General features: G+C 62.0%; 22 protein-coding genes and 1 pseudogene. 11 read left to right on the top strand and 12 right to left on the bottom strand.

Annotation, left to right across the window (positions count from 1 at the left end):
- From ACK59H_RS10405 to rpsB, 9 genes and pseudogenes are all read right to left on the bottom strand, one after another.
- Window positions 1–87, bottom strand: a pseudogene (locus ACK59H_RS10405) (outer membrane assembly protein); the annotation flags it as partial.
- 73 nt (window positions 88–160) lie between these two features.
- Window positions 161–1,513, bottom strand: coding sequence for a sigma E protease regulator RseP (gene rseP, locus ACK59H_RS10400; protein WP_060478344.1), 1,353 nt, complete (start codon window positions 1,511–1,513; stop codon window positions 161–163).
- Window positions 1,514–1,561: 48 nt separating this feature from the next.
- Window positions 1,562–2,752 carry a 1-deoxy-D-xylulose-5-phosphate reductoisomerase gene (gene ispC, locus ACK59H_RS10395; RefSeq protein ID WP_060478345.1) on the bottom strand — a complete coding sequence of 397 codons (1,191 nt, stop codon included), beginning with the start codon at window positions 2,750–2,752 and terminating at the stop codon, window positions 1,562–1,564.
- The gene (locus ACK59H_RS10390) at window positions 2,749–3,564 is read right to left on the bottom strand and encodes a phosphatidate cytidylyltransferase (RefSeq protein ID WP_060478346.1); all 816 of its coding nucleotides are present in this window, start codon (window positions 3,562–3,564) and stop codon (window positions 2,749–2,751) included. The genes ispC and ACK59H_RS10390 overlap by 4 nt, the downstream gene beginning before the upstream one ends.
- Window positions 3,564–4,319, bottom strand: coding sequence for a polyprenyl diphosphate synthase (gene uppS, locus ACK59H_RS10385; protein WP_060478347.1), 756 nt, complete (start codon window positions 4,317–4,319; stop codon window positions 3,564–3,566). The genes ACK59H_RS10390 and uppS overlap by 1 nt, the downstream gene beginning before the upstream one ends.
- Before the next feature lie 15 nt (window positions 4,320–4,334).
- Complete coding sequence (gene frr, locus ACK59H_RS10380; RefSeq protein ID WP_060478348.1) at window positions 4,335–4,892, bottom strand: ribosome recycling factor; 558 nt, start codon at window positions 4,890–4,892, stop codon at window positions 4,335–4,337.
- Window positions 4,889–5,632: a UMP kinase gene (pyrH, locus tag ACK59H_RS10375; protein ID WP_056796398.1), complete on the bottom strand. Its 744-nt coding sequence runs from the start codon at window positions 5,630–5,632 to the stop codon at window positions 4,889–4,891. The genes frr and pyrH overlap by 4 nt, the downstream gene beginning before the upstream one ends.
- Window positions 5,633–5,813: 181 nt before the next feature.
- Entirely contained in the window at window positions 5,814–6,677 is an 864-nt protein-coding gene (gene tsf / locus ACK59H_RS10370) for a translation elongation factor Ts (RefSeq protein ID WP_060478350.1), read from the bottom strand.
- Between the two features lie 184 nt (window positions 6,678–6,861).
- Window positions 6,862–7,599, bottom strand: a complete 738-nt coding sequence (gene rpsB / locus ACK59H_RS10365) for a 30S ribosomal protein S2 (protein WP_027920037.1) — start codon at window positions 7,597–7,599, stop codon at window positions 6,862–6,864.
- Window positions 7,600–7,943: 344 nt separating this feature from the next.
- Between rpsB and map the strand changes: the two genes are divergently transcribed.
- From map to dapC, 3 genes are read left to right on the top strand one after another with little or no spacing between them, the layout of a single operon-like run.
- The gene (gene map / locus ACK59H_RS10360) at window positions 7,944–8,726 is read left to right on the top strand and encodes a type I methionyl aminopeptidase (RefSeq protein WP_003252286.1); all 783 of its coding nucleotides are present in this window, start codon (window positions 7,944–7,946) and stop codon (window positions 8,724–8,726) included.
- 38 nt (window positions 8,727–8,764) lie between these two features.
- Window positions 8,765–11,467, top strand: a complete 2,703-nt coding sequence (locus ACK59H_RS10355) for a [protein-PII] uridylyltransferase (protein WP_060478351.1) — start codon at window positions 8,765–8,767, stop codon at window positions 11,465–11,467.
- A 30-nt stretch (window positions 11,468–11,497) separates the two neighbouring features.
- A complete protein-coding gene (gene dapC / locus ACK59H_RS10350) occupies window positions 11,498–12,694 on the top strand; it encodes a succinyldiaminopimelate transaminase (protein WP_060478352.1) in 1,197 nt (398 codons plus the stop codon).
- A gap of 33 nt (window positions 12,695–12,727) precedes the next feature.
- On the opposite strand, the gene ACK59H_RS10345 is transcribed toward dapC, so the two are convergent.
- Window positions 12,728–14,374 (bottom strand): Na+/H+ antiporter, encoded by a 1,647-nt coding sequence (locus ACK59H_RS10345; RefSeq protein ID WP_060478353.1) that lies wholly within the window; start codon window positions 14,372–14,374, stop codon window positions 12,728–12,730.
- Between the two features lie 260 nt (window positions 14,375–14,634).
- Between ACK59H_RS10345 and ACK59H_RS10340 the strand changes: the two genes are divergently transcribed.
- From ACK59H_RS10340 to ACK59H_RS10325, 4 genes are all read left to right on the top strand, one after another.
- Window positions 14,635–14,982: an ArsC family reductase gene (locus ACK59H_RS10340; protein ID WP_060478354.1), complete on the top strand. Its 348-nt coding sequence runs from the start codon at window positions 14,635–14,637 to the stop codon at window positions 14,980–14,982.
- Window positions 14,983–15,013: 31 nt separating this feature from the next.
- Window positions 15,014–16,048: a 2,3,4,5-tetrahydropyridine-2,6-dicarboxylate N-succinyltransferase gene (gene dapD, locus ACK59H_RS10335; protein ID WP_060478355.1), complete on the top strand. Its 1,035-nt coding sequence runs from the start codon at window positions 15,014–15,016 to the stop codon at window positions 16,046–16,048.
- 120 nt (window positions 16,049–16,168) lie between these two features.
- Window positions 16,169–17,374, top strand: coding sequence for a cysteine desulfurase (locus ACK59H_RS10330; protein WP_060478356.1), 1,206 nt, complete (start codon window positions 16,169–16,171; stop codon window positions 17,372–17,374).
- Entirely contained in the window at window positions 17,371–17,781 is a 411-nt protein-coding gene (locus ACK59H_RS10325; RefSeq protein WP_060478357.1) for a SufE family protein, read from the top strand. The genes ACK59H_RS10330 and ACK59H_RS10325 overlap by 4 nt, the downstream gene beginning before the upstream one ends.
- Before the next feature lie 109 nt (window positions 17,782–17,890).
- Here the strand turns inward: ACK59H_RS10325 and tcdA are convergent, their stop codons facing one another.
- Entirely contained in the window at window positions 17,891–18,700 is an 810-nt protein-coding gene (gene tcdA / locus ACK59H_RS10320; protein WP_060478358.1) for a tRNA cyclic N6-threonylcarbamoyladenosine(37) synthase TcdA, read from the bottom strand.
- A gap of 132 nt (window positions 18,701–18,832) precedes the next feature.
- Between tcdA and ACK59H_RS10315 the strand changes: the two genes are divergently transcribed.
- The 4 genes from ACK59H_RS10315 to ACK59H_RS10300 all read left to right on the top strand — a co-directional run bounded on the left by ACK59H_RS10315 (window position 18,833) and on the right by ACK59H_RS10300 (window position 23,964).
- Window positions 18,833–21,424: a glycosyltransferase gene (locus ACK59H_RS10315; protein WP_060478359.1), complete on the top strand. Its 2,592-nt coding sequence runs from the start codon at window positions 18,833–18,835 to the stop codon at window positions 21,422–21,424.
- Window positions 21,425–21,605: 181 nt separating this feature from the next.
- Window positions 21,606–22,757, top strand: coding sequence for a succinyl-diaminopimelate desuccinylase (gene dapE, locus ACK59H_RS10310; RefSeq protein ID WP_060478360.1), 1,152 nt, complete (start codon window positions 21,606–21,608; stop codon window positions 22,755–22,757).
- Complete coding sequence (locus ACK59H_RS10305; protein ID WP_060478361.1) at window positions 22,757–23,569, top strand: putative RNA methyltransferase; 813 nt, start codon at window positions 22,757–22,759, stop codon at window positions 23,567–23,569. The genes dapE and ACK59H_RS10305 overlap by 1 nt, the downstream gene beginning before the upstream one ends.
- Before the next feature lie 17 nt (window positions 23,570–23,586).
- Window positions 23,587–23,964: a hypothetical protein gene (locus ACK59H_RS10300; protein ID WP_060478362.1), complete on the top strand. Its 378-nt coding sequence runs from the start codon at window positions 23,587–23,589 to the stop codon at window positions 23,962–23,964.
- An 88-nt stretch (window positions 23,965–24,052) separates the two neighbouring features.
- Here the strand turns inward: ACK59H_RS10300 and ACK59H_RS10295 are convergent, their stop codons facing one another.
- A complete protein-coding gene (locus ACK59H_RS10295) occupies window positions 24,053–24,262 on the bottom strand; it encodes a cold-shock protein (RefSeq protein ID WP_003252255.1) in 210 nt (69 codons plus the stop codon).
- Between the last annotated feature and the right edge of the window lie 164 nt (window positions 24,263–24,426).

Here is a 24,426-nt window from a genome sequence, read left to right as displayed (position 1 = left end):
ACGAATATCGGAGATGGTGAAGGACTCGGCGTGAACTTCAGCGATCATCAGTGCGGACATGACCGCAGTTAGCAGCAGACGTTTCATGAAGTCCTTTTATTCCAACTGGCAATAAACAACCGCCGTATGGAAACGGCAGGCTCGCAATTGTGCGAAGCTTTTATAGTCGACCCAGATCGTTGATCAGGGCGAGCAACATCACCCCTACGACCAAACTGATACCGATCTGAATCCCCCAACCTTGCACCCGTTCCGACAGCGGACGACCGCGCGCCCACTCGACCAGGTAAAACAGCAAATGCCCCCCATCCAGTACTGGAATGGGCAGCAGGTTAAGAACCCCCAGGCTTATGCTCAGGTAGGCCAGGAAATTCAGGAAATCCCCCACGCCGGACTGGGCTGAAGCGCCCGCCACTTTAGCAATGGTTATCGGTCCACTCAAGTTTTTTACCGAGAGCTCCCCGAACAGCATTTTCTTGAGCGACTCGAGGGTCAGCACACTCATGTTCCAGGTACGCGATAGGCCTTCGCCAACGGCATCCAGCGGCCCATAGCTGACTTCTCGTAGCATGTTTGCCGGCCATTCGCCGCCCTTCACGCCTGCCCCCAGGTAGCCACCGACAGCCTTGCCTTCCCCTTTGTGAGCCAGGGTGACCGGCACATCCAGGGCCGCGCCATCGCGCTCGACGCGCAACACCACAGCGGCATCCGGCCGGGCGCGGACGCTGTCCACCACCTGCTGCCAATCGCTCAACGCCGCCCCGTCGAGGGCAAGCAGTTTGTCCCCAACCTTCAGGCCAGCAGATGCCGCTGGGCCCTTCGGGTCGATCTCGGCAAGCACAGGAGACACCATAGGCCGCCACGGGCGCAGGCCCAGGGACTGGATGGGGTCAGGCTCGTCGGCACCTTTGAGCCAATGATCCAGTTTGATTGGCAGTTGGCGCTCGGCACTGCTGCCCTCGTCACGCACACCGAGCTGCAACGTGCCGCTCTCGCCCAGGCGCCTGACCAGCTGCAGATTGATGGCTGACCAACCGCTGGTCGCCTTGCCATCGACCGAGACAATTTCCTGACCGGCGGCCAGGCCAGCAGAAGCGGCCAAGCTTCCCGGCTCGACGCCACCGATCACCGGACGGATCTGCTGCGTGCCGAGCATGGCCAGCAGCCAGAAGAACACGATGGCCAACAGGAAGTTGGCAATCGGGCCTGCGGCCACGATCGCAATGCGCTGGCGCACCGACTTGCGATTGAACGCCTGGTCGGCCAGTGCCGTCGGCACATCGCCTTCGCGCTCATCGAGCATCTTCACGTAGCCACCCAGCGGGATGGCGGCCACCACGAACTCGGTGCCCTGGCGATCATGCCAGCGCAGCAGTGGTGTACCGAAGCCCACGGAGAACCGCAGTACTTTGACACCGCAGCGCCGGGCTACCCAGAAGTGGCCAAACTCGTGGAATGTGACCAATACACCCAGGGCCACCAGGGTGCCGACAATCATGTAGAGCGCAGTCATATCTATCTCCGAATGACGTTCAGCAAAACCCTGGCAGCGCCACCTGCCTCAACGGCCATGTCGCCTCAGCCACTCGCGCGCCAATTCGCGCGCACGTTGGTCGGCGGCAAATACAGCCTCCAGCGACAGCAAAGGCACGACAGGTTCTTGCTCAAGCACCTGCTCGATCATACTCGCGATCTCCGGGAAGCGGATACGCCGCTGGAGAAATGCCTCGACCGCGACCTCGTTGGCCGCGTTGAGCACCGCAGGTGCACTGTTACCAGCTTCAGCTGCTTGTCGCGCCAGGCGCAGGCACGGGAAGCGCAACTCGTCAGGCGCCTGGAAGTCCAGGCGGGCGATGGCGAATAAATCCAGCGGGGCAACACCTGACTCGATACGCTCAGGCCAAGCCAGTGCGTTGGCGATGGGCGTGCGCATATCCGGGTTGCCCAACTGAGCCAGCACCGAACCATCGACGTAGTCGACCAGCGAGTGGATCACGCTTTGCGGATGCACCACCACTTCGACCTTGGCCGGCGCTGCATCGAATAGCCAGCAGGCTTCGATCAGTTCCAGGCCTTTGTTCATCATGCTGGCCGAGTCCACCGAAATCTTCCGGCCCATTGACCAGTTGGGGTGGGCGCAAGCTTGCTCAGGGGTGACGTCGACCAAGGCCGGCAGCGGTGTTTCGCGGAACGGACCACCCGAGGCGGTCAGCAAGATGCGGCGCACACCGACCTGGCTCAGGCCACGGGCGTAATCGCCCGGCAGGCACTGGAAAATGGCGTTGTGTTCACTGTCGATCGGCAACAGTACCGCACCACTGCGGCGCACCGCCTCCATGAACAAAGCGCCGGACATCACCAGCGCCTCTTTGTTGGCCAGCAGCACCTTCTTGCCGGCCTCGACCGCAGCCAAGGTCGGGCGCAGGCCGGCGGCACCGACGATGGCCGCCATCACTGCATCCACTTGCGGCGCGGCTGCAACCTCGCACAGCCCGGCCTCCCCTTCCAGCACTTGGGTAGCGCAGCCAGCATCGGCCAGCCCTAAGCGCAGGCGCACCGCCGCCTCAGGGCTGGGTACCACGGCATAGGCCGGGCGATGCTGAACGCACAGAGCCAGCAGGTCATCGATACGGGTGTAGCCGCTCAACGCATAGACTTGGTAGCGCTCAGGGTGGCGCGCAATCACATCCAGGGTGCTCAGGCCAATCGAGCCTGTAGCGCCCAGCACGGTAATCCGCTGCACGGTGCTCACATAACACCCCATTCAGCGGCCCACAGCAGCACGGCAAAGACCGGGATGGCTGCGGTCAGGCTATCGATGCGATCGAGCACACCGCCGTGCCCAGGCAGCAGGTTGCTGCTGTCCTTGATGCCGGCGCGGCGCTTGAACATGCTCTCGGTCAAATCACCGATCACCGAAGACATGACCACCAGGGCCGCGCCCAGCAACCCCAGCAGCAATTGGCCGAAGCCCCAGCCACGGTTGATACCGACCACAAGGGTGATCGCCAGGCTGACCGCCAGGCCACCATATACCCCTTCCCAGCTCTTGCCGGGGCTTACCTGTGGGGCGAGCTTGCGTTTGCCAAAGGCGCGACCGGAGAAATAGGCGCCGATGTCGGCAGCCCAGACCAGCACCATCACCGACAAAATCAGCCAATTACCTAGCTGCCAGTGCTTGAGCAGCATCAGGCCTTGCCAGGCAGGCAGCAGGATCAACAGGCCGATCAACAGCTTGCAAGCGGCGCTGGCCCATAGTTCGCTGCTGCGTGGGTAGGTCAGTACCAGCCAGGTGGCCAACCCCCACCAGATGACCGAAGCCCCGAGCACCCACGGGGCCAGGTCCGGCATCAGGTGCAGCAGCATCAGCGCGCCAGCGACCACCGCGGCATAGGCGATACGCAGAGGCTGAGCCACAAGCCCGGCCAGACGCGCCCATTCCCAGGCACCCAGGGTCACCACGAAGCCGATGAACAGGGCGAAATCCCCGCCGTTGAGCAGAAAGAAACCGCCCAGCGCGACCGGCAGCAGGATCAGCGCTGTAATGATGCGTTGTTTAAGCATTAAGCACGAGCTCCAGCCTCGACCTGCTCGCTGGTCTTACCGAAGCGGCGCTGGCGCGATGCGAATTCGGCCAGTGCTTTGCGCATGGCCTCGTGTTTGAAATCCGGCCAGTACAGGTCGGAGAAATACAGCTCGGCATACGCCAGCTGCCATAGCAGGAAGTTGCTGATGCGGTGCTCACCACCGGTACGGATGCACAGGTCAGGCAAAGGCAGCTCGCCGGTGGCCAGGCAAGTCTGCAGCAACCCTGGGGTGATGTCGTCAGGCCGCAAATGGCCTGCCTGAACCTCACGCGCCAGGCGCTGGGCAGCTTGCGCGATATCCCACTGGCCACCGTAGTTCGCGGCGATCTGCAGGATGAAGCGGTTGTTGCCAGCAGTCAGCGCTTCGGCTTCGCGCATGGCGGCCTGCAACTCGGGGTGAAAGCGTGAGCGATCACCGATGATGCGCAGGCTGATGTTGTTCTCGTTGAGGCGCCGTGCCTCCCGGCGCAAAGCCGTGAAAAACAGCTCCATCAACGCACCGACCTCGTCGGCCGGACGTTGCCAGTTTTCACTGGAGAATGCGAACAGGGTCAGCACTTCGACCCCGGACTCGGCGCACACTTCGATGACTGCGCGCACCGCGTCGACGCCAGCCTTGTGCCCGGCGACGCCGGGCAACAGGCGCTTCTTCGCCCAGCGGTTGTTGCCATCCATGATGATCGCGACGTGACGCGGCACCGAAAGTGGTGCCGCCAACTTGGACTTTTCCATTAAAAAACCTCGGCCTTAGACGGCCATCAGGTCCTTTTCCTTGGCTTTGAAAGCAGCATCGACTTCGGCGACGAATTTGTCGGTCAGCTTCTGGATTTCATCTGCGGCGCGACGTTCTTCGTCTTCGCTGATGGCCTTGTCCTTGGTCAGCTTTTTCAGGTCGGCAAGGGCATCGCGGCGCACGTTGCGCACAGCCACTTTGGCATCTTCGGCAACGCCACTGGCCTGCTTGGTGTAGCCCTTGCGGGTTTCTTCGGTCAGAGCCGGCATCGGCACACGGATGGTGGTACCGGCGCTGGACGGATTCAGGCCCAGGTCGGAAGTCAGGATGGCCTTTTCGATGGCAGCGCTGAGGTTCTTGTCGTGGGCGACGATCTTCAGGGTGCGGGCGTCTTCGACGGTAATCGCGGCCACCTGGTTCAGCGGCATCTCGCTACCCCAGGCAGTGACCCTGACGCTATCCAGGATGCTTGGATGAGCGCGACCGGTGCGGATCGCCGCCAGGTTACGAACCAGGGCTTCGATGGACTTGCCCATGCGCTCCTGCGCGTCTTTCTTGATGTCGTTGATCATGCTTGGCCTTCCTCGATCAGAGTACCTTCGGCGCCACCGACTACGATGTTCAGCAGGGCGCCAGGCTTGTTCATGTTGAATACCCGCAATGGCATCTTGTGGTCACGGCACAGGCAGATTGCGGTCAGGTCCATCACGCCAAGCTTGCGATCCAGGACCTCGTCGTAGGTCAGGTGATCGAACTTCTCGGCATGCGGATCCTTGAATGGATCGGCAGTGTACACGCCATCGACCTTGGTCGCCTTCAACACCACGTCGGCATCGATTTCGATGGCGCGCAGGCAGGCTGCAGAGTCGGTGGTGAAGAACGGGTTGCCGGTACCAGCAGAGAAAATTACCACATCCCCGGAGTTGAGGTGGCGAATAGCTTTGCGACGGTCGTAATGATCGGTCACACCGACCATGGAAATAGCCGACATGACCAGGGCCGGGATGTTCGAACGCTCCAGCGCATCGCGCATGGCCAATGCGTTCATCACGGTGGCGAGCATGCCCATGTGATCGCCCGTGACACGGTCCATGCCGGCTGCGCTGAGCGCTGCGCCGCGGAACAGGTTGCCACCACCGATCACCAGGCCGACCTGAACGCCGATCCCTACCAACTGGCCAACTTCCAGGGCCATGCGGTCCAGCACCTTCGGGTCGATCCCGAAGTCTTCCGAGCCCATCAGGGCCTCGCCGCTAAGTTTGAGCAAAATGCGTTTATAGCGAGGTTGGCGACCACTCACCTGCTGAGCCATTGCGAGTCTCTCCTGCGGCGTACTTTTAGAAAATTCGTGCGGGCTGTTTGCAGCCTGCTAACTGTAGCGTGGCACCGATGTGGCGCCAGCGAAGACGAGGCTCGATAAACCCCTTCTCCGTTTGACAAAGAGGCTGCGCGCGTGAGCGGGCAGCCTCTTTGGGGCGACAGACGGGGCTGTCTTACTGCTTGGCAGCAGCTACCTGAGCGGCAACTTCAGCAGCGAAGTCGTCGACCGGCTTCTCGATGCCTTCGCCAACTTTGAAGTAGGTGAAGGAAACGATTTCAGCGCCAGCTTTCTTGGCCAGCTCGCCGACTTTGACTTCTGGGTTCATGACGAAGGCCTGCTCTTTGAGCGAAGCTTCGGCTTTGAACTTGGTGATACGACCGTTGATCATGTTCTCAACGATGTTTTCTGGCTTGCCAGCGATCTTGTCAGCGTTCAGCTGCAGGAAGACGTTCTTCTCGCGCTCGATGGCCTCGGCGGAGATTTCCGACGAATCCAGGAACTCTGGGTTCGAAGCTGCAACGTGCATGGCGATGTTTTTGGCCAGCTCGATGTCGCCGCCCTTCAGAACAACGGCAGCCCCGATCTTGTTGCCGTGCAGGTAGGCACCGACAACGTCGCCTTCAACACGCACCAGGCGGCGGATGTTGACGTTTTCGCCGCACTTGGCGACCAGGGCTTCACGAGCAGCCTCGCGCGAGGCGATCAGCGGGGCAGCGTCGGTCAGTTTCTGAGCGAAGGCTTCTTCCAGGCTTTCGGCCACGAAGTTCTTGAAGTCGTCTTGCAGGGCCAGGAAGTCGGTCTGCGAGTTCACTTCCAGCAGAACGGCGGCTTTGCCGTCGGTCTTGACGGCGATGGCGCCTTCAGCAGCCACGTTGCCAGCCTTTTTGGCGGCCTTGATGGCGCCCGAAGCACGCATGTCGTCAATGGCTTTCTCGATGTCGCCGCCGGCCTTTTCCAGGGCCTTCTTGCAATCCATCATGCCTTCGCCGGTACGCTCGCGCAGTTCTTTGACCAGCGCCGCAGTAATTGCTGCCATTTCAAAATCCTCTTGGAAAGTTTTTCAACCATTCCACCCGCTCGTCACGGGCGTTAAATTCTGCAAATCGCTGCCTTTATATCAGCTCGCCCATCATGCAGGGCCGAAGCTGACAGCAGGATTTCAAGGTGGCAAAAAGGGGGCAGAGCCCCCTTTTTGCGTGCCAAGTAGACGCTAGCGCCTATTACTCAGCAGCAGGTGCAGCCGCTTCTTCAGCGTAGACTTCAGTGCCACCGGCAACGTTGTTGCGGCCGCGGATGACGGCGTCAGCCATCGAAGTCATGTACAGCTCGATAGCGCGAATGGCGTCATCGTTACCTGGGATAACGAAGTCAACACCTTCTGGGCTGCTGTTGGTATCGACAACGCCGATGACCGGGATGCCCAGCTTGTTGGCTTCGGTGATAGCAATGCGCTCGTGGTCAACGTCGATCACGAACAGGGCATCAGGCAGGCCGCCCATGTCCTTGATACCGCCCAGGCTGCGATCCAGTTTTTCCAGGTCGCGGGAACGCATCAGAGCTTCTTTCTTGGTCAGCTTGGCGAAGGTGCCATCTTCGGCCTGGGTTTCCAGGTCGCGCAGACGCTTGATCGAAGCACGGATGGTCTTGTAGTTGGTCAGCATGCCGCCCAACCAACGGTGGTCAACGTATGGCGAACCTGCGCGAGCAGCTTGCTCGGCGACGATCTTGCCAGCGGAACGCTTGGTGCCGACGAACAGGATCTTGTTCTTGCCCTGGGCCAGGCGCTCTACGAACGACAGAGCGTCGTTGAACATCGGCAGGGTTTTTTCCAGGTTGATGATGTGGATCTTGTTGCGCGCACCGAAAATGTACTTGCCCATTTTCGGGTTCCAGTAACGGGTCTGGTGACCGAAGTGCACACCGGCCTTCAGCATATCGCGCATGTTGACTTGGGACATGATAGTTCCTTGATAAGTCGGGTTGGGCCTCCACGTATCCCAATGACCAACCCACGAATCCTTGAATCCGGGGCACCCAGGCCATCGTGTCGACACGTGTGTGGGTTTGAGCTGACGGGGTCGGCCCCGAAAGCGGCGCACTTTATACCACAGACTGCCAGCGAACGAAACCCAGATCAGATTGCGTCCGTCAGCCGTTTTTGCAGCACCCTGGCAAACAGGCCAGAATGCCTCCTGTAGACCGCAGCGTTCCCGCGTTTATCCGGCAGAATGCCGCCCTGCTCTGCTAGAATCCGGCCTTTCCCGTTTTTTCGCGCCGCCTGCGGCGCCGTAGAGAGCCTGTAATGACCGTCACCATCAAGACTGCTGAAGACATCGAGAAGATGCGCATCGCCGGCCGCCTGGCCGCCGAGGTGCTGGAAATGATCGAAGAACACGTCAAGCCCGGCGTCACCACCGAAGAGCTCGACCGCCTGTGCCACGACTACATCGTCAACGTCCAACAGGCCATTCCGGCGCCCCTGAACTACAAGGGCTACCCGAAATCGATCTGCACCTCGATCAACCACGTGGTCTGCCACGGGATCCCCAACGACAAGCCACTCAAGGACGGTGACACGCTCAACATCGACGTCACCGTGATCAAGGATGGCTATCACGGCGATACCAGCCGCATGTTCCATGTCGGCAACGTGCCAGTCTGGGCCGAGCGCCTGTCCAAGGTCACGCAGGAATGCATGTACAAGGCCATCGAACTGGTCAAGCCCGGTTGCCGCCTGGGCGATATCGGCGAAGTGATCCAGAAGCATGCCGAGAAGAATGGCTTCTCGGTCGTGCGTGAATTCTGTGGCCACGGCATCGGCAAGGTGTTCCATGAAGAACCGCAGATCCTCCACTACGGCCGCGCCGGCACCGGCATGGAGCTCAAGGAAGGCATGACCTTCACCATCGAGCCGATGATCAACCAGGGCAAGGCTGACACCAAAGTGCTGGGCGACGGCTGGACCGCCATTACCAAGGATCGCAAGCTCTCGGCCCAGTGGGAACACACCCTGGTGGTGACCGCGACCGGTTACGAGATCTTCACCTTGCGCAAGGACGACACCATCCCCCGCACCTCGGCCTGATTGCACTCAAGGCAACCTTTAGACAGGAACGCGACGCAATGCCCCAGGTGGATCCCGAACTGTTCGACCGCGGCCAGTTCCAGGCTGAACTGGCACTCAAGGCGAGCCCCATCGCCGCCTTCAAGAAAGCCATCCGCCAGGCCGGCGAGGTGCTCGATCGGCGTTTTCGCGCAGGGTGCGAAATCCGCCCCCTGATCGAGGCTCGCGCCTGGCTGGTCGACAATATCCTGCAACAAGCCTGGAACCAGTTCGACTGGGGCGACACCAGCGGCATCGCCCTGGTAGCGGTTGGCGGCTATGGTCGCGGCGAGCTGCACCCGCACTCGGACATCGACCTGCTGATCCTGCTTGGCGCCGCCGAACATGAGCAGTACCGCGAGGCCATCGAACGCTTCCTCACGCTGCTCTGGGACATCGGCCTTGAAGTCGGCCAGAGCGTGCGCACCGTCGATGAATGCGCCGAGCAGGCCCGTGCCGACCTGACGGTGATCACCAACCTGATGGAAAGCCGCACCATTGCCGGCCCCGAAGGCCTGCGCCAGCGCATGCTGGATGTCACCAGCACCGCTTACATGTGGCCGAGCAAGGAGTTCTTCCTGGCCAAGCGCGCCGAACTCAAGGCCCGCCACCACAAGTACAACGACACCGAATACAACCTCGAACCGAACGTCAAAGGCTCACCGGGTGGCTTGCGCGATATCCAGACAGTGCTCTGGGTCGCCCGCCGCCAGTACGGCACGTTGAACCTGCACGCCCTCGCCGGCGAAGGTTTTTTGTTGGAGAGCGAGAACGAACTGCTGGCCTCGTCTCAGGACTTCCTGTGGAAGGTGCGTTACGCCCTGCACATGCTTGCTGGGCGCGCCGAGGACCGCCTGTTGTTCGACCACCAGCGCAGCATCGCCGCGCTGCTCGGTTACAGCGACGATAACCCCAAGCGCGCCATCGAGCAGTTCATGCAGCAGTACTACCGGGTGGTGATGAGCATCAGCCAGTTGTGCGACTTGATCATCCAGCACTTCGAGGAAGTCATCCTCGCCGATGACGACAGCGGCACCACCCAACCACTGAACGCACGCTTTCGCTTGCACGACGGGTATATCGAAGCGACCAAGCCAAACGTGTTCAAGCGTACTCCATTCGCCATGCTGGAGATCTTCGTGCTGATGGCCCAGCACCCGGAGATCAAAGGGGTGCGTGCCGACACCGTGCGCCTGCTGCGCGAGCACCGGCACCTGATCGACGAAACCTTCCGCAACGATATCCGCAACACCAGCCTGTTCATCGAGCTGTTCAAGTGCGAAATCGGCATCCACCGCAACCTTAGGCGGATGAACCGATACGGCATCCTCGGCCGCTATCTGCCGGAATTCGGGCTGATCGTTGGGCAGATGCAGCACGACCTGTTCCACATTTATACGGTCGATGCGCATACCCTCAACCTCATCAAGCACCTGCGCAAGTTGCAGTACACGCCGGTGTCCGAGAAATTCCCGCTGGCCAGCAAACTCATGGGTCGCTTGCCCAAGCCCGAGCTGATCTACCTGGCAGGCCTTTATCACGACATCGGCAAGGGCCGCCAGGGCGACCATTCCGAAATCGGCGCGGTGGATGCGCAGAAGTTCTGCGAACGCCACCAGCTTCCGGCCTGGGACAGCCGGCTGATCGTCTGGTTGGTGCAGAACCACCTGGTGATGTCGACCACCGCTCAGCGCAAGGACCTGTCCGACCCGCAGGTGATCAATGACTTTGCCCTGCACGTCGGTGACGAGACGCGTCTTGACTACCTCTACGTGCTGACCGTGGCCGATATCAACGCCACCAACCCTAGCCTGTGGAACTCATGGCGCGCCAGCCTGCTGCGCCAGCTCTACACCGAAACCAAGCGTGCCCTGCGCCGCGGCCTGGAAAATCCGCTGGACCGCGAGGAACAGATCCGACAGACCCAGTCGGCGGCGCTCGATATTCTGGTGCGCGAGGGCACTGACCCGGACGACGTCGAGCAACTATGGTCGCAATTGGGCGATGACTATTTCCTCAAACACACCGCCGCGGATGTGGCCTGGCACAGCGATGCCATCCTCCAGCAACCGGCCGACGGTGGCCCGCTGGTACTCATCAAGGAAACCACGCAACGCGAATTCGAAGGCGGCACGCAGATCTTCATCTACGCGCCCGACCAGCACGACTTCTTTGCCGTGACCGTGGCCGCCATGTCACAGCTGAACCTGAACATCCACGATGCGCGGATCATCACCTCCAGCAGCCAGTTCACCCTCGATACCTACATCGTGCTCGACAACGATGGTGGCTCGATCGGCGACAATCCGCAGCGGGTCAAGCAGATCCGCGACGGGCTGACCGAAGCGCTGCGCAACCCCGAGGATTACCCAACCATCATCCAGCGCCGGGTGCCACGCCAGCTCAAGCATTTCAATTTCCCGCCGCAGGTAACCATTCTCAACGATGCCCAGCGCCCGGTGACCATACTCGAGATCACCGCCCCCGACCGCCCTGGCCTGCTGGCGCGGCTGGGGCGGATTTTCCTGGAGTTCGACCTGTCGCTGCAGAATGCCAAGATCGCCACCCTCGGCGAGCGGGTGGAGGACGTATTCTTCATTACCGATGCCGACAACCAGCCGCTATCCGACCCCCAGCTGTGCAGCCGCCTGCAAGAAGCGATCGTGCAGCAACTGCAGGCCGGCCAAGCCAGTGAAGCCAGCCCGAGCCGTGTGACTTTTTAACGATTAGATGATTGACGAGACCTTGCGCCGATGAACCATGCCTTGACCCAGCTCCAGCCCTACCCGTTCGAGAAACTGCGCGCCCTGCTGGGCACCGTGAAGCCTGCGGCAGACAAACGCGCCATTGCCCTGTCGATCGGTGAGCCGAAACACGAATCGCCGGCATTCGTCGCCAAGGCCATGGCCGACAACCTCGACAAGCTGGCCGTGTACCCGAGCACGCTGGGCTTGCCGGGGCTGCGCCAGGCCATTGGCCAATGGTGTGAGCGCCGCTTCGGCGTGCCAGCGGGCTGGCTGGATGCCGAGCGCCACATCCTGCCGGTCAACGGCACCCGTGAGGCGCTGTTCGCCTTCACCCAAGCCGTGGTCAACCGCGCCGATGACGGCCTGGTGGTCAGCCCCAATCCGTTCTACCAGATCTACGAAGGCGCAGCGTTGCTGGCCGGCGCGACCCCACACTACCTGCCGTGCCTGGAAGACAACGGCTTCAACCCCGACTTCGAGGCGGTACCAGCCGACGTCTGGCGGCGCTGCCAAATCCTCTTCCTGTGCTCGCCAGGCAACCCCACTGGGGCACTGGTGCCGATGGCGACCCTGAAAAAGCTGATTGCCTTGGCTGACGAGCACGATTTCGTGATTGCTGCCGACGAGTGCTACAGCGAGCTGTATTTCGACGAAGACGCACCACCACCGGGCCTGCTGAGCGCCTGTGCCGAGCTTGGCCGTAGCGACTTCGCCCGCTGCGTGGTGTTCCACAGCCTGTCCAAGCGCTCCAACCTGCCGGGCCTGCGCTCGGGCTTCGTCGCCGGTGACGCGTCGATCATCAAACCGTTCCTGCTGTACCGCACCTACCACGGCTGCGCCATGCCGGTGCAAACCCAGTTGGCCAGCATCGCTGCCTGGCAGGATGAAGCGCATGTGCGCGACAACCGTGATCAGTACCGCGCCAAGTACGATGCCGTGCTCGATATCCTGCAACCGGTGCTGGACGTGCAGCGCCCGGATGGCAGCTTCTACCTGTGGGCGAAAGTCCCAGGTTGCGATGCGCAGTTCACCCGCGACCTGTTCGAAGCCGAGCATGTGACCGTCGTTCCAGGGTCGTACCTGTCCCGTGAGGTTGACGGTGTCAACCCAGGTGCCGGACGGGTGCGCATGGCGCTGGTTGCGCCATTGGCCGAGTGCATCGAGGCTGCCGAGCGGATTCGCGCGTTCCTTCAGGCCCGTTGAAACGATCAGGGGGCGCTTGACGCCCCCTACGGTTTACCTGACCTGCCCGAGGTTGGCCTCACTCAAGTCCAGCTCGCCCAGCACCTGTCGCACAACCTCATCGCCAACCCGATGCTGGCGGTGCAGGCTGTATAACGCCAGGCGTTGCGCCCTGAGCGCGCGAAGGCGCAAGCGCCGTTCGAGCAAATCCATCTGCTCGGCCAGCGCCCGGGCTTCGGCGGTATCGTTGTACTTGTCCAGCGTATCCCGGTATTCAGCCATCAGCCGCGCCTTGAGTTCGGCGGCCAGGGTTGCCTGCGCCGCGTCCTGCGGCGCACTGGCGTCTATCAGCTCCTCGGCTTCCAGCGCATGGATCGCCGCCTCTGCGGTCAACCGCCAGGCTTCCTGAACCTCCTGATGCAAGCGCTCGTCGGGGCTCTTGGCCACCCCGCGCAACAGCAGCGGCAGAGCGATCACAGCACTGATCAGCGAAAGAAGAATCACCCCGGCAGCAATGAAGATCAGCAGGTCACGCTCGGGAAACGCCTGACCCGCCCCCATCAGTAGCGGTATCGACATCACACCGGCCAAGGTCACCGCCCCACGCACCCCTCCCAGGGTCAACAGCCAGCAGGACCGCGCTGTAGGCACCAGCACCAGCGCAGGCTTGCCCCGCCAACGACGCAACACGCCGATCGACCGCCAGATGCTTTGGACCCAGACAAACCGCAGCAGGACCAGCGTGGCAAAAATCGCCAGCACCTCCAGGCAGCGCCAGGCCAGCGCCGGCCAGAGCGTAGACTCGTGGCTGACCACAGCCTTGATGATATCCGGCAGCTGCAAGCCCAGCAGAAGGAAGATCAGGCCGTTGAAAGCGAACTCCAGCAGCGACCAGACGCTGCGATTGAGCAGGCGTGTACTGGTCTGGCGTGGCAACAGGTCGAGCCAGCTTTGCATCATGCCGGCAGCCACTGCCGAGAGAATGCCCGACACACCCAGCCGCTCGGCCAGAACATAGGCGGCGAAGGGCAACAGCAGCATGAATACCACGTGAGTGGCGGGGTCATCCCAACCGCGGGCGATCATCCAGGCACGCAGCCGGCCGAGCAACCAGCTCAGCGCGACACCCACCGCCAGGCCGCCAAGGGCGACCACAACGAAGTTGAAGCTGGCATCGGCCAGCGAAAAGGCCCCGGTAATGGCCGCCGCCAAGGCGAACTTGAAGGTGACCAGGCCCGAAGCATCGTTGAGCAACGCTTCACCTTGAAGCATGTGCATCAGCGGCGTCGGCAGGCGGTCCTGGCTGATGGCCGATACCGCCACGGCGTCGGTAGGCGACAACACCGCTGCCAGTGCAAATGCAGCCGGTAGCGGGATGCTCGGCAGCAGCCAGTGGATGAAGTAACCAGCGCCTACCACCGTGAACAGCACCAAGCCAACGGCCAGCGCAACGACCGGCCCGCGGATGCGCCACAACTCGCGCTTAGGGATGCGCCAACCGTCGGCGAACAACAGCGGCGGCAGAAACAGGAAAAGGAACAGCTCAGGGTCCAGCGCCACGTGTAACCCGAGCGTGGGCCAGGCCAGCAGCGCACCGGCGGCAATCTGCAACAAAGGCAGCGGTAGCGGGATCAAGCGCCCGACCAGTTTCGACACGCTGACCAGTGTCAGCAGGATGAGGACGGTATAAGCGGACTGCATCCTTCAAAGCTTCCTTTTCAACCAGAAACGACAGCGGGGCAATGACCGTCACTGCAACACATGTTAGCGGGGCCAGGTCGGTCCAAGCCCTTGCACGATGGTCGCAAGCAGCCACTGGATATGTAACACGATGATTCATATGAGTCTAAAAACTCAAGACCTACACACCCCGTGGCGCTCACTGGATCGTTCCCGCATAATCCCGCGACTGACATTCGGAAATGGAGAAATTGGGGCAGACTGTGGCCTCAATGCACACAATGACCTACACGCTCTACGGCATCAAAGCCTGTGACACCATGAAAAAAGCGCGGACCTGGCTCGACGAAAATGCCATCGCCTACGAATTCCACGACTACAAGAGCCAAGGTATCGACCGCGACAGCCTGAACCGTTGGTGTGACGAACACGGTTGGGAAGCCATCCTCAACCGTGCCGGTACAACCTTCCGCAAGCTCGACGACGCCAGCAAGGCCGACCTCGACCAGGCCAAGGCCGTCGAGTTGATGCTGGCCCAGCCGTCGATGATCAAGCGCCCGGTGCTAGCCCTTGGCGAGCGCACCCTGGTCGGCTTCAAGCCTGACCTCTACGCCGCCGCTCTGGCCTGAGCCCCCACCCTATTTCGCACGAGGTAATCACATGTCCAATACCCTGTTCAGCCTGGCCTTCGGTGTCGGCTCCCAGAACCGCCAGGGCACCTGGCTGGAAGTGTTCTACGCACAACCCATGCTCAACCCCAGCGCCGAGCTTGTGGCCGCAGTCGCGCCAATCCTTGGCTACACCGGTGGCAACCAGGCGATCGCCTTCAGCAACGCCCAGGCGGCACAACTGGCCGAAGCGCTCAAGGGCGTCGACGCGGCTCAAGCGGCACTGCTGACCCGCCTGGCCGAAAGCCACAAGCCACTGGTCGCCACGCTGCTGGCCGAAGACGCCGCACTGACCTCGACCCCAGAGGCCTACCTCAAGTTGCACCTGCTGTCGCACCGCCTGGTCAAACCCCATGGCCTGAGCCTGGCCGGTATCTTCCCACTGCTGCCCAATGTCGCCTGGACCAACCAAGGTGCGGTCGACCTGAACGAGCTGGCAGAACTGCAACTTGAAGCCCGCCTCAAGGGCGAGCTGCTGGAAGTGTTCTCGGTCGACAAGTTCCCGAAAATGACCGACTACGTGGTTCCGGCCGGCGTGCGCATCGCCGACACCGCCCGTGTGCGCCTGGGCGCTTACATCGGCGAAGGCACCACCATCATGCACGAAGGCTTCGTCAACTTTAACGCTGGCACCGAAGGCCCGGGCATGATCGAGGGCCGGGTTTCTGCAGGCGTGTTCGTCGGCAAAGGCTCCGACCTGGGCGGCGGCTGCTCGACCATGGGTACTTTGTCCGGCGGCGGCAACATTGTCATCAAGGTCGGCGAAGGTTGCCTGATCGGCGCCAACGCCGGTATCGGCATCCCCCTGGGTGACCGCAACACTGTCGAGGCCGGCCTGTACATCACCGCAGGCACCAAGGTGAACCTGCTCGATGAGAACAACGAGCTGGTAAAAGTCGTCAAGGCTCGCGACCTGGCCGGCCAGACCGACCTGCTGTTCCGCCGCAACTCGCTCAACGGCGCCGTGGAATGCAAAACCCACAAGTCGGCGATCGAGCTGAACGAGGCGCTGCACGCGCACAACTAAGGCACCTCGCCCACTGCAAGCGCGGGCTGCCCGCAACTGCGGACCTCACAGGGCTTAAGTGTTAAGATCGGGTCTGGCGTCGATGCGCCAGACCCGATTTTCATTGCAGGCCCCGCGAACATGTTCCAGCCCTCCCCCTGGCGCGCCGATTTCCCCGCCATTGCCGCCCTGCAGCGCCAGCACCAGACCTACCTGGACAGCGCCGCCACCACTCAGAAGCCCCAAGCGCTGCTCGATGCCCTGAGCCATTACTATGGCCACGGCGCCGCCAATGTGCACCGCGCCCAACACTTGCCCGGCGCCCTGGCGACCCAGGCTTTCGAGGCAAGCCGCGACAAGGTCGCAGCTTGGATCAATGCCGCAGATTCGCGGCAGGTGATTTTCACCCATGGCGCCACGTCGGCCCTGAACCTGCTGGCCTACAGCCTGGAATACCGCTTCGAAGCCGGCGACGAGATTGCCATCAGCGCACTGGAGCACCATGCCAACCTGTTGCCCTGGCAGCAACTGGCCAGGCGGCGAGGCGTGCGCTTGGTAGTGCTGCCGCTGGACACACAGGGGCGTATCGACCTGGAACAGGCACTGCAGCTCATCGGGCCTCGCACCCGCCTGCTCGCGGTCAGCCAACTCTCCAACGTGCTAGGCACCTGGCAGCCCCTGCCCGCGTTGTTGGCCCACGCCCAGGCACAGGGCGCGTTGACCGTCGTCGATGGCGCCCAGGGGGTAGTCCATGGCCGCCATGATGTGCAAGCGCTGGGCTGCGACTTCTACGTATTCTCCAGCCACAAGTTGTATGGGCCCGATGGTGTCGGTGTGCTGTACGGCCGTAGCCGGGCACTGGAGCTGCTGCGTCACTGGCAGTTTGGCGGTGAAATGGTCCAGCGGGCCGATTACCAGAGCGCCAGTTTCCGCCCTGCGCCACTGGGTTTCGAAGCTGGCACGCCACCGATCGCCGGGGTGGTCGGCCTGGGGGCGACCTTGGATTACCTGGCAAACCTCGATAGCCAGGCAGTCGCCGAACACGAAGCCAGCCTGCACCGGCACCTGCTGCGTGGTCTTGCCGACCGGGAAGGTGTGCGCGTGTTGGGCGCCCCCGAGGCCGCCCTGGCCAGCTTCGTCATCGACGGCGTACATAACGCCGATATCGCCCATATGCTCACCGAGCAAGGTATCGCCGTGCGCGCCGGCCATCACTGCGCCATGCCCCTGCTCAAGGGGCTGGGGCTGGAGGGCGCGATACGGGTATCGCTGGGCCTGTACAACGACAGTGGCGATTTGCAGCGGTTCTTCGAAGCGCTGGATCAGGGCTTGGAGCTGTTGCGATGAGCTTGCCGCTACAGGCCCAGGAAGCACTGGCCAGTTTCGACCAGGCCCGTGGTTGGGAGCAGCGGGCACGCTTGCTGATGCAATGGGGCGATCGCCTGGAACCGCTGACCGAGGCGGAAAAAGTCGAGGCCAATCGCGTACATGGCTGCCAGAGCCTGGTCTGGCTGGTGGCCAAGCAGGTTGATCAGGTGTGGCAGTTCAAAGCGTCAAGCGATGCTCGCCTGCTGCGAGGGCTGCTGGCCTTGTTGTTGGTGAGGGTGCAAGGCTTGCCCAGCGAAGCGTTGGCTCGCCTCGATTTGCGGCAGTGGTTCACTCAGTTGGGCCTGGAGCGCCAACTGTCGCCCTCGCGCAGCAATGGTTTACATGCAGTGTTGCAGCGGATGGCGGAGTTGACGTCGGGCCTCTAGATCGGCGCTGTGGCCATCGCGGGTGAATCGGCTCCCACAGGCTCGTGCACTACGCCCAAAAGGTTGGGCTGTCGTGAGAGCGGATTTACCCACGAATCAAGCGCCGAGTCTATTCAGGCTTGATCCGTTCCGAGGGGCGCCGCGCACCTGCCACCAGCTTCTCGATCGCCTTGCTCGCCGCCACCATGCCGAACGTCGCGGTCACCATCATCACCGCCCCAAAGCCGCCCGCACAGTCCAACCGCACACCCTCGCCCACGAAGCTCTTCTGCAGGCAGACATTGCCATCGCCCTTCGGATAGCGCAGCTGCTCACTGGAAAATACGCATGGCACACCATAGTTGCGGCTGGTGTTGCGCGAGAAGTTGTAGTCCCGTCGCAGGGTCGAGCGCACCCGCGAAGCCAGCGGGTCGTTGAAGGTCTTGTTAAGGTCGCCCACTTGGACCTGTGTAGGGTCGATCTGCCCACCCGCGCCGCCAGTGGTGACGATCGCGATCTTGCGCCGCCGACACCAGGCAATCAGCGCGGCCTTGGCCATCACACTGTCGATGCAGTCGATCACCGCATCCATGTGCTCGGTGATGTACTCAGCCATGGTTTCGCGAGTCACGAAATCCGCCACACTGTGCACGTTGATCGCCGGGTTGATCGCGCGCAGGCGCTCAGCCATGACCTCGACCTTGGGGCGCCCTACCTGGCCCTCCAGAGCGTGCGCCTGGCGGTTGGTGTTGCTCACGCACACATCGTCCAGGTCGAACAGGGTTATTTCACCCACACCACTGCGCGCCAACGCTTCCGCCGCCCACGAGCCAACCCCGCCAATTCCGACCACTGCCACATGGGCGCGGCTCAACCGCTGCAGGCCTGCATCGCCGTACAGGCGGGCAACGCCGGCGAAGCGTGGATCTTCTGTGCTCATGTCGATACCCCTGGGCTCTGACGCAAAAAACGGCGCGCATTATAGGCCAGTGGCCGCAATCACCTCCAATGTTAGAAAAAATCCTACCATTACTGCTTTAATGTCCTACCACTCAGACAGAAACGGACCACAATGTCATCACGCAAATTCGGCCTCAACCTTGTGGTGGTCCTGGCCATCGCCGCGCTGTTCACCGGCTTCTGGGCACTGATCAATCGTCCGGTGTCGGCCCCTGCCTGGCCAGAACAGATCTCTGGCTTTTCGTATTCGCCGTTCCGCTTGGGCGAAAGCCCGCAAAAGGGCCAGTACCCAAGCGAGGACGAGATGCGTCAGGACCTGGAGCAGCTGAACAAGCTCACTGACAACATCCGTATCTACACCGTCCAGGGCACCCAGGCCGAAGTCCCGCGGCTTGCCGAAGAGTTGGGCCTGCGGGTCACCTTGGGGATCTGGATCAGCAATGACCAGGAGCGCAACGAGCGCGAAATCGAAAAAGGCATCGAACTGGCCAACCACTCGCGCAGCGTAGTGCGAGTAGTGGTCGGCAACGAAGCGCTGTTTCGCGAAGAGGTCACCGCCGAGCAGCTGATCAAGTACCTCGATCGGGTGCGGGCCGCCGTCAAGGTGCCAGTCACCACCAGCGAACAGTGGCACATCTGGAAGGAACACCCGGAACTTGCCAAGCACGTCGACCTGATCGCCGCACACATCCTGCCGTACTGGGAATTCGTGCCGATGAAGGACTCGGTGCAGTTCGTGCTAGACCGTGCCCGCGAGCTGCGCCAGCAGTTCTCGCACAAGCCATTGCTGCTGTCGGAAGTCGGCTGGCCCAGCAATGGCCGGATGCGTGGAGGCGCCGATGCCTCCCAGGCCGACCAGGCCATCTATCTGCGTACACTGGTCAACACCCTCAACCGGCGTGGCTACAACTATTTCGTCATCGAAGCCTACGACCAACCCTGGAAAGCCAACGACGAAGGCTCGGTGGGCGCTTATTGGGGGGTGTTCAATGCCGAGCGCCAGCAGAAATTCAATTTCGAGGGGCCGGTAGTCGCCATTCCACAGTGGCGAGCCCTGGCGGTGGCTTCAGTGGTGCTGGCCATGATCGCCTTGGCTGTACTGCTGATCGACGGCTCGGCACTGCGCCAGCGCGGCCGCACCTTCCTGACGTTCATCACCTTCCTGTGTGGGTCGGTGCTGGTGTGGATCGCCTATGACTACAGCCAGCAATACAGCACTTGGTTCAGCCTCACCGTCGGGGTGCTGCTGGCACTCGGCGCGCTGGGCGTGTTCATCGTGCTGATGACCGAAGCACACGAGCTGGCCGAGGCGGTCTGGACCCTCAAACGCCGGCGCGAATTCCTGCCGGTACAGGGCGACAGTGCGTACCGGCCGAAAGTGTCGGTGCACGTGCCCTGTTACAACGAGCCGCCGGAGATGGTCAAGCAAACCCTCGATGCCCTCGCTGCGCTGGATTATCCGGACTATGAAGTGCTGGTGATCGACAACAACACCAAAGACCCCGCCGTATGGGAGCCGCTCAAGGCCCACTGCGAAAAGCTTGGCGAACGTTTCAAGTTCTTCCACGTAGCACCTTTGGCCGGTTTCAAGGGCGGTGCGTTGAACTATCTGCTCCCGCACACCGCCAAGGACGCCGAAGTCATCGCGGTGATCGATTCGGACTACTGCGTGGACCGCAACTGGCTCAAGCACATGGTGCCGCACTTCGCTGACCCGAAAATCGCCGTTGTCCAGTCGCCTCAGGACTACCGAGACCAGCACGAGAGCGCTTTCAAGAAGCTTTGCTACAGCGAATACAAAGGCTTCTTCCACATCGGTATGGTCACCCGCAATGACCGCGACGCGATCATTCAGCATGGCACCATGACCATGACCCGGCGCAGCGTGTTGCAAGAGCTGGGCTGGGCCGAATGGTGCATCTGCGAGGACGCCGAGCTGGGCCTGCGTGTGTTCGAGAAGGGCCTGTCGGCGGCCTATGCGCACAACAGCTATGGCAAAGGCCTGATGCCCGATACCTTCATCGACTTCAAGAAGCAGCGCTTCCGCTGGGCCTACGGTGCCATCCAGATCATCAAGCATCACGCCGCAGCCCTGCTGCGCGGCAAGGGCAGCGAGCTCACCCGCGGTCAGCGTTACCACTTCCTGGCCGGCTGGCTGCCGTGGATCGCCGATGGCATGAATATCTTCTTCACGGTCGGTGCGCTGCTGTGGTCGGCTGCGATGATCATCGTGCCACACCGGGTCGACCCGCCACTGATGATCTTCGCCATTCCACCGCTGGCGCTGTTCTTCTTCAAGGTCGGCAAGATCATCTTCCTCTACCGCCGTGCGGTGGGGGTGAACATGAAGGATGCGTTCGCTGCGGCATTGGCGGGGCTGGCGCTGTCGCACACCATCGCCAAAGCGGTGCTGTACGGGTTCTTCACCAGTAGCATGCCGTTCTTCCGGACGCCGAAGAATGCCGACAGCCATGGCTTGTTGGTGGCGATTTCCGAAGCGCGCGAGGAGTTGTTCATCATGCTGCTGTTGTGGGGCGCGGCGGCCGGGATCTATCTGGTGCAGGGGCTGCCGAGTTCGGACATGCGATTCTGGGTGGCGATGCTGCTGGTGCAGTCGCTGCCCTACGTGGCGGCATTGGTGATGGCCTTTCTCTCGTCGCTCCCCAAGCCTGCAGAAAAAGCCGCTGAGCCGCAGCAGGCCTGAGGCTAACGGGGCTGCTTGGCAGCCCTTCGCAGCACAAGGCCACGTCTGCAGCCAGCCGCGTGGCCTTCTTAGAAGCACGCTTGTGCCGCGAATGGGCCGCAACGCGGCCCCACCGGATCGTCTGTTTGATATAAGATAACGCCTCTCAGATATTCCCGCCTTGCCTGCCCCGGAGTTCCCCATGACGGCCCCTGCCGAGCTCTCGCCTACCCTTCAACTGGCCTGCGACCTGATCCGTCGCCCCTCGGTCACACCCGTCGATGCCGATTGCCAGGCCCAGATGATGAGCCGCCTGGGCGCCGTGGGCTTCCAGCTCGAGCCGATGCGCATCGAAGACGTCGACAACTTCTGGGCTACCCACGGCAGCCAGGATGGCCCGGTACTGTGCTTTGCCGGCCACACCGATGTGGTGCCCACCGGCCCGGTACAACAATGGCAGCATGAGCCGTTCGAAGCGCTGATCGACGCTGACGGCATGCTCTGTGGCCGGGGTGCGGCCGATATGAAAGGCAGCCTGGCGTCGATGGTGATCGCCAGCGAGCGCTTCGTGCAGGACTACCCTGACCACCGTGGCAAGGTCGCCTTCCTGATCACCAGCGACGAGGAAGGCCCAGCCCACCATGGCACCAAAGCGGTGGTCGAACGCTTGAAAGCGCGCAACGAGCGCCTGGACTGGTGCATCGTTGGCGAACCATCGAGCACCACCGTGCTCGGTGACGTGGTCAAGAACGGCCGCCGTGGCTCGCTGGGCGCCAAGCTGACCGTACGTGGCAAACAAGGCCATGTGGCCTACCCGCACCTGGCCCGCAACCCAATCCATTTGGCTGCACCGGCCCTGGCGGAACTGGCCGCAGAACACTGGGACGAAGGCAACGCGTTTTTCCCGCCGACCAGTTTCCAGATCTCCAACCTCAACGCAGGCACCGGCGCCACTAACGTGGTCCCTGGCGAGTTGACCGCGCTGTTCAACTTCCGCTTCTCCACCGAGTCGACCGTCGAAGGCCTGCAATCGCGGGTGTCGGCGATTCTCGACAAACACCAGCTTGATTGGTCGATCGATTGGGCACTGTCGGGCCTGCCGTTCCTCACCGAACCTGGCGAACTGCTCGATGCGGTGTCGGCCAGCATCAAGGGCGTCACCGGCCGCGACACCCAACCCTCGACCAGCGGCGGCACCTCCGATGGTCGCTTCATTGCCACCATGGGCACCCAGGTGGTCGAAATCGGCCCGGTCAACGCCACCATCCACCAGGTGGATGAGCGGATCCTGGCCAGCGATCTCGACCTGCTGACCGAAATCTACTACCAGACCCTGGTCCGGTTGCTCGCCTGATGCTCGCCTGCCCACTCTGCCAGGCGCCCCTCTCGCAGCTCGACAATGGGGTAGTCTGCCCTGCCGGCCACCGTTTCGATCGGGCGCGCCAGGGTTACCTGAACCTGCTGCCGGTGCAGCACAAAAACAGCCGTGACCCTGGCGACAACCAGGCCATGGTGCAGGCCCGCCGCGATTTCCTCGATGCCGGCCACTACGCCCCAGTGGCCCGGCGCCTGGCGCAGCTTGCCGCCGAGCGCCAACCGGGTGCCTGGCTGGATATCGGTTGTGGGGAGGGCTATTACACCGCCCAGATCGCCGATGGGTTGCCTGCTAGCGCTGGATATGCCCTGGATATCTCCCGCGAGGCAGTCAAACGCGCTTGTCGCCGTGCTCCCAATGTCACCTGGATGGTCGCCAGCATGGCACGTGTGCCATTGGCCGATGAAAGCTGCCAGTTCATCGCCAGCGTGTTCAGCCCCCTGGACTGGGGCGAGGCCAAGCGCCTGCTCAGCCCAGGGGGCGGCCTGATGCGGGTCGGCCCGACCAGCGGCCACCTGATGGAGTTGCGTGAAGTACTCTACGATGAAGTGCGCCACTATGCCGACGACAAGCACCTGGCACTGGTGCCCGACGGCATGGTCCATGCCCATAGCGAAATCCTCGAATTTCGCCTGAGCCTGGCCATGCCCAAGGCACGTGCCGACCTGCTGGCGATGACCCCGCACGGCTGGCGCGCCAGCGCCGAAAAGCGCGCGCGAGTGATCGACCAGCCCGAGCCTTTCGCGGTCACGGTTTCCATGCGTTATGACTATTTCGTGCGCCAGCACTGAGCACACCCGGAGCCCCTATGCGCCAACCTGATATCGAGATCTACCTGAAGGACGCCGACGTCGACCACCAGCAGATCGCTCAGTGGCTCAGCGAAGCCATCGGCCCATGCAGCCAATGGAAGCAAAAAGGCCAGACCTTCAAATGCCAGGCCGGTAACATTCCGGTCACTTGGTTACCCAAAGCTGTGGGGAAATGGAACAGCCTGTACCTGGAAAGCGATCAGACGCCATGGGCCGATGATGTGGCCTGCGCTCGCGCGGCATTCGCGGCACTGAACGTCGAAGTGCGTTGTGCGCCGGGTGGCTGGGTCGAGGAAGACGGTGAAGAAGACGCCGATCGCTGGATCCGCATCAGCGCCGACGGTGAAGAAGAAATCACCTGGCGCACCTCCTGAGCAACGGGCGTCAGAAGCGTATGCATCAGGCTGCAAGTACACGGTCACCTGCAGCTTGAAGCTTACCGATCAAGGCTTGAACAGAGGCTCAGAGCCCGACTACGTCTTCGGCTTGCAGGCCTTTCTGGCCCTGCACGCAGGCGTATTCCACCCGCTGCCCTTCGACCAGGGTACGATGCCCCTCACCGCGGATCGCCCGATAGTGGACGAAAACATCCGCACCACCTTCACGCTGAATGAAGCCATAACCTTTGGCATCGTTGAACCACTTAACATTCCCAGTCTCACGAGACGACATCTGAACTACTCCGGATTTTTATTGTGAAGATCGCCTTGTAGACACAGGGTGTCCTCCCTATGTCGACGCCGCTTGCCGAAATCTCTTGCAAGCGGCAGGCCGAGTATATGACACGGCACAAAAAAATTTCATGACTGTCGTGCTATTTACCGAATTTTGCTGAA

Origin of the sequence: Pseudomonas sp. KCJK9000 (assembly GCF_046230725.1) — a bacterium.
GTDB lineage: Bacteria > Pseudomonadota > Gammaproteobacteria > Pseudomonadales > Pseudomonadaceae > Aquipseudomonas > Aquipseudomonas promysalinigenes.
Note: the sequence above shows the minus strand (reverse complement) of the source record. Positions and strands in the feature narration are given on the sequence as shown.

Excerpts from the sequence above, each read along its gene's own strand:
- rseP (WP_060478344.1), bottom strand. The coding sequence starts at position 1,513 with ATGACTGCGCTCTACATGATTGTCGGCACCCTGGTGGCCCTGGGTGTA.
- ACK59H_RS10390 (WP_060478346.1), bottom strand. The coding sequence starts at position 3,564 with ATGCTTAAACAACGCATCATTACAGCGCTGATCCTGCTGCCGGTCGCG.
- uppS (WP_060478347.1), bottom strand. The coding sequence starts at position 4,319 with ATGGAAAAGTCCAAGTTGGCGGCACCACTTTCGGTGCCGCGTCACGTC.
- frr (WP_060478348.1), bottom strand. The coding sequence starts at position 4,892 with ATGATCAACGACATCAAGAAAGACGCGCAGGAGCGCATGGGCAAGTCC.
- pyrH (WP_056796398.1), bottom strand. The coding sequence starts at position 5,632 with ATGGCTCAGCAGGTGAGTGGTCGCCAACCTCGCTATAAACGCATTTTG.
- tsf (WP_060478350.1), bottom strand. The coding sequence starts at position 6,677 with ATGGCAGCAATTACTGCGGCGCTGGTCAAAGAACTGCGCGAGCGTACC.
- rpsB (WP_027920037.1), bottom strand. The coding sequence starts at position 7,599 with ATGTCCCAAGTCAACATGCGCGATATGCTGAAGGCCGGTGTGCACTTC.
- map (WP_003252286.1), top strand. The coding sequence starts at position 7,944 with ATGACCGTCACCATCAAGACTGCTGAAGACATCGAGAAGATGCGCATC.
- ACK59H_RS10355 (WP_060478351.1), top strand. The coding sequence starts at position 8,765 with ATGCCCCAGGTGGATCCCGAACTGTTCGACCGCGGCCAGTTCCAGGCT.
- dapC (WP_060478352.1), top strand. The coding sequence starts at position 11,498 with ATGAACCATGCCTTGACCCAGCTCCAGCCCTACCCGTTCGAGAAACTG.
- ACK59H_RS10345 (WP_060478353.1), bottom strand. The coding sequence starts at position 14,374 with ATGCAGTCCGCTTATACCGTCCTCATCCTGCTGACACTGGTCAGCGTG.
- ACK59H_RS10340 (WP_060478354.1), top strand. The coding sequence starts at position 14,635 with ATGACCTACACGCTCTACGGCATCAAAGCCTGTGACACCATGAAAAAA.
- dapD (WP_060478355.1), top strand. The coding sequence starts at position 15,014 with ATGTCCAATACCCTGTTCAGCCTGGCCTTCGGTGTCGGCTCCCAGAAC.
- ACK59H_RS10330 (WP_060478356.1), top strand. The coding sequence starts at position 16,169 with ATGTTCCAGCCCTCCCCCTGGCGCGCCGATTTCCCCGCCATTGCCGCC.
- ACK59H_RS10325 (WP_060478357.1), top strand. The coding sequence starts at position 17,371 with ATGAGCTTGCCGCTACAGGCCCAGGAAGCACTGGCCAGTTTCGACCAG.
- tcdA (WP_060478358.1), bottom strand. The coding sequence starts at position 18,700 with ATGAGCACAGAAGATCCACGCTTCGCCGGCGTTGCCCGCCTGTACGGC.
- ACK59H_RS10315 (WP_060478359.1), top strand. The coding sequence starts at position 18,833 with ATGTCATCACGCAAATTCGGCCTCAACCTTGTGGTGGTCCTGGCCATC.
- dapE (WP_060478360.1), top strand. The coding sequence starts at position 21,606 with ATGACGGCCCCTGCCGAGCTCTCGCCTACCCTTCAACTGGCCTGCGAC.
- ACK59H_RS10305 (WP_060478361.1), top strand. The coding sequence starts at position 22,757 with ATGCTCGCCTGCCCACTCTGCCAGGCGCCCCTCTCGCAGCTCGACAAT.
- ACK59H_RS10300 (WP_060478362.1), top strand. The coding sequence starts at position 23,587 with ATGCGCCAACCTGATATCGAGATCTACCTGAAGGACGCCGACGTCGAC.
- ACK59H_RS10295 (WP_003252255.1), bottom strand. The coding sequence starts at position 24,262 with ATGTCGTCTCGTGAGACTGGGAATGTTAAGTGGTTCAACGATGCCAAA.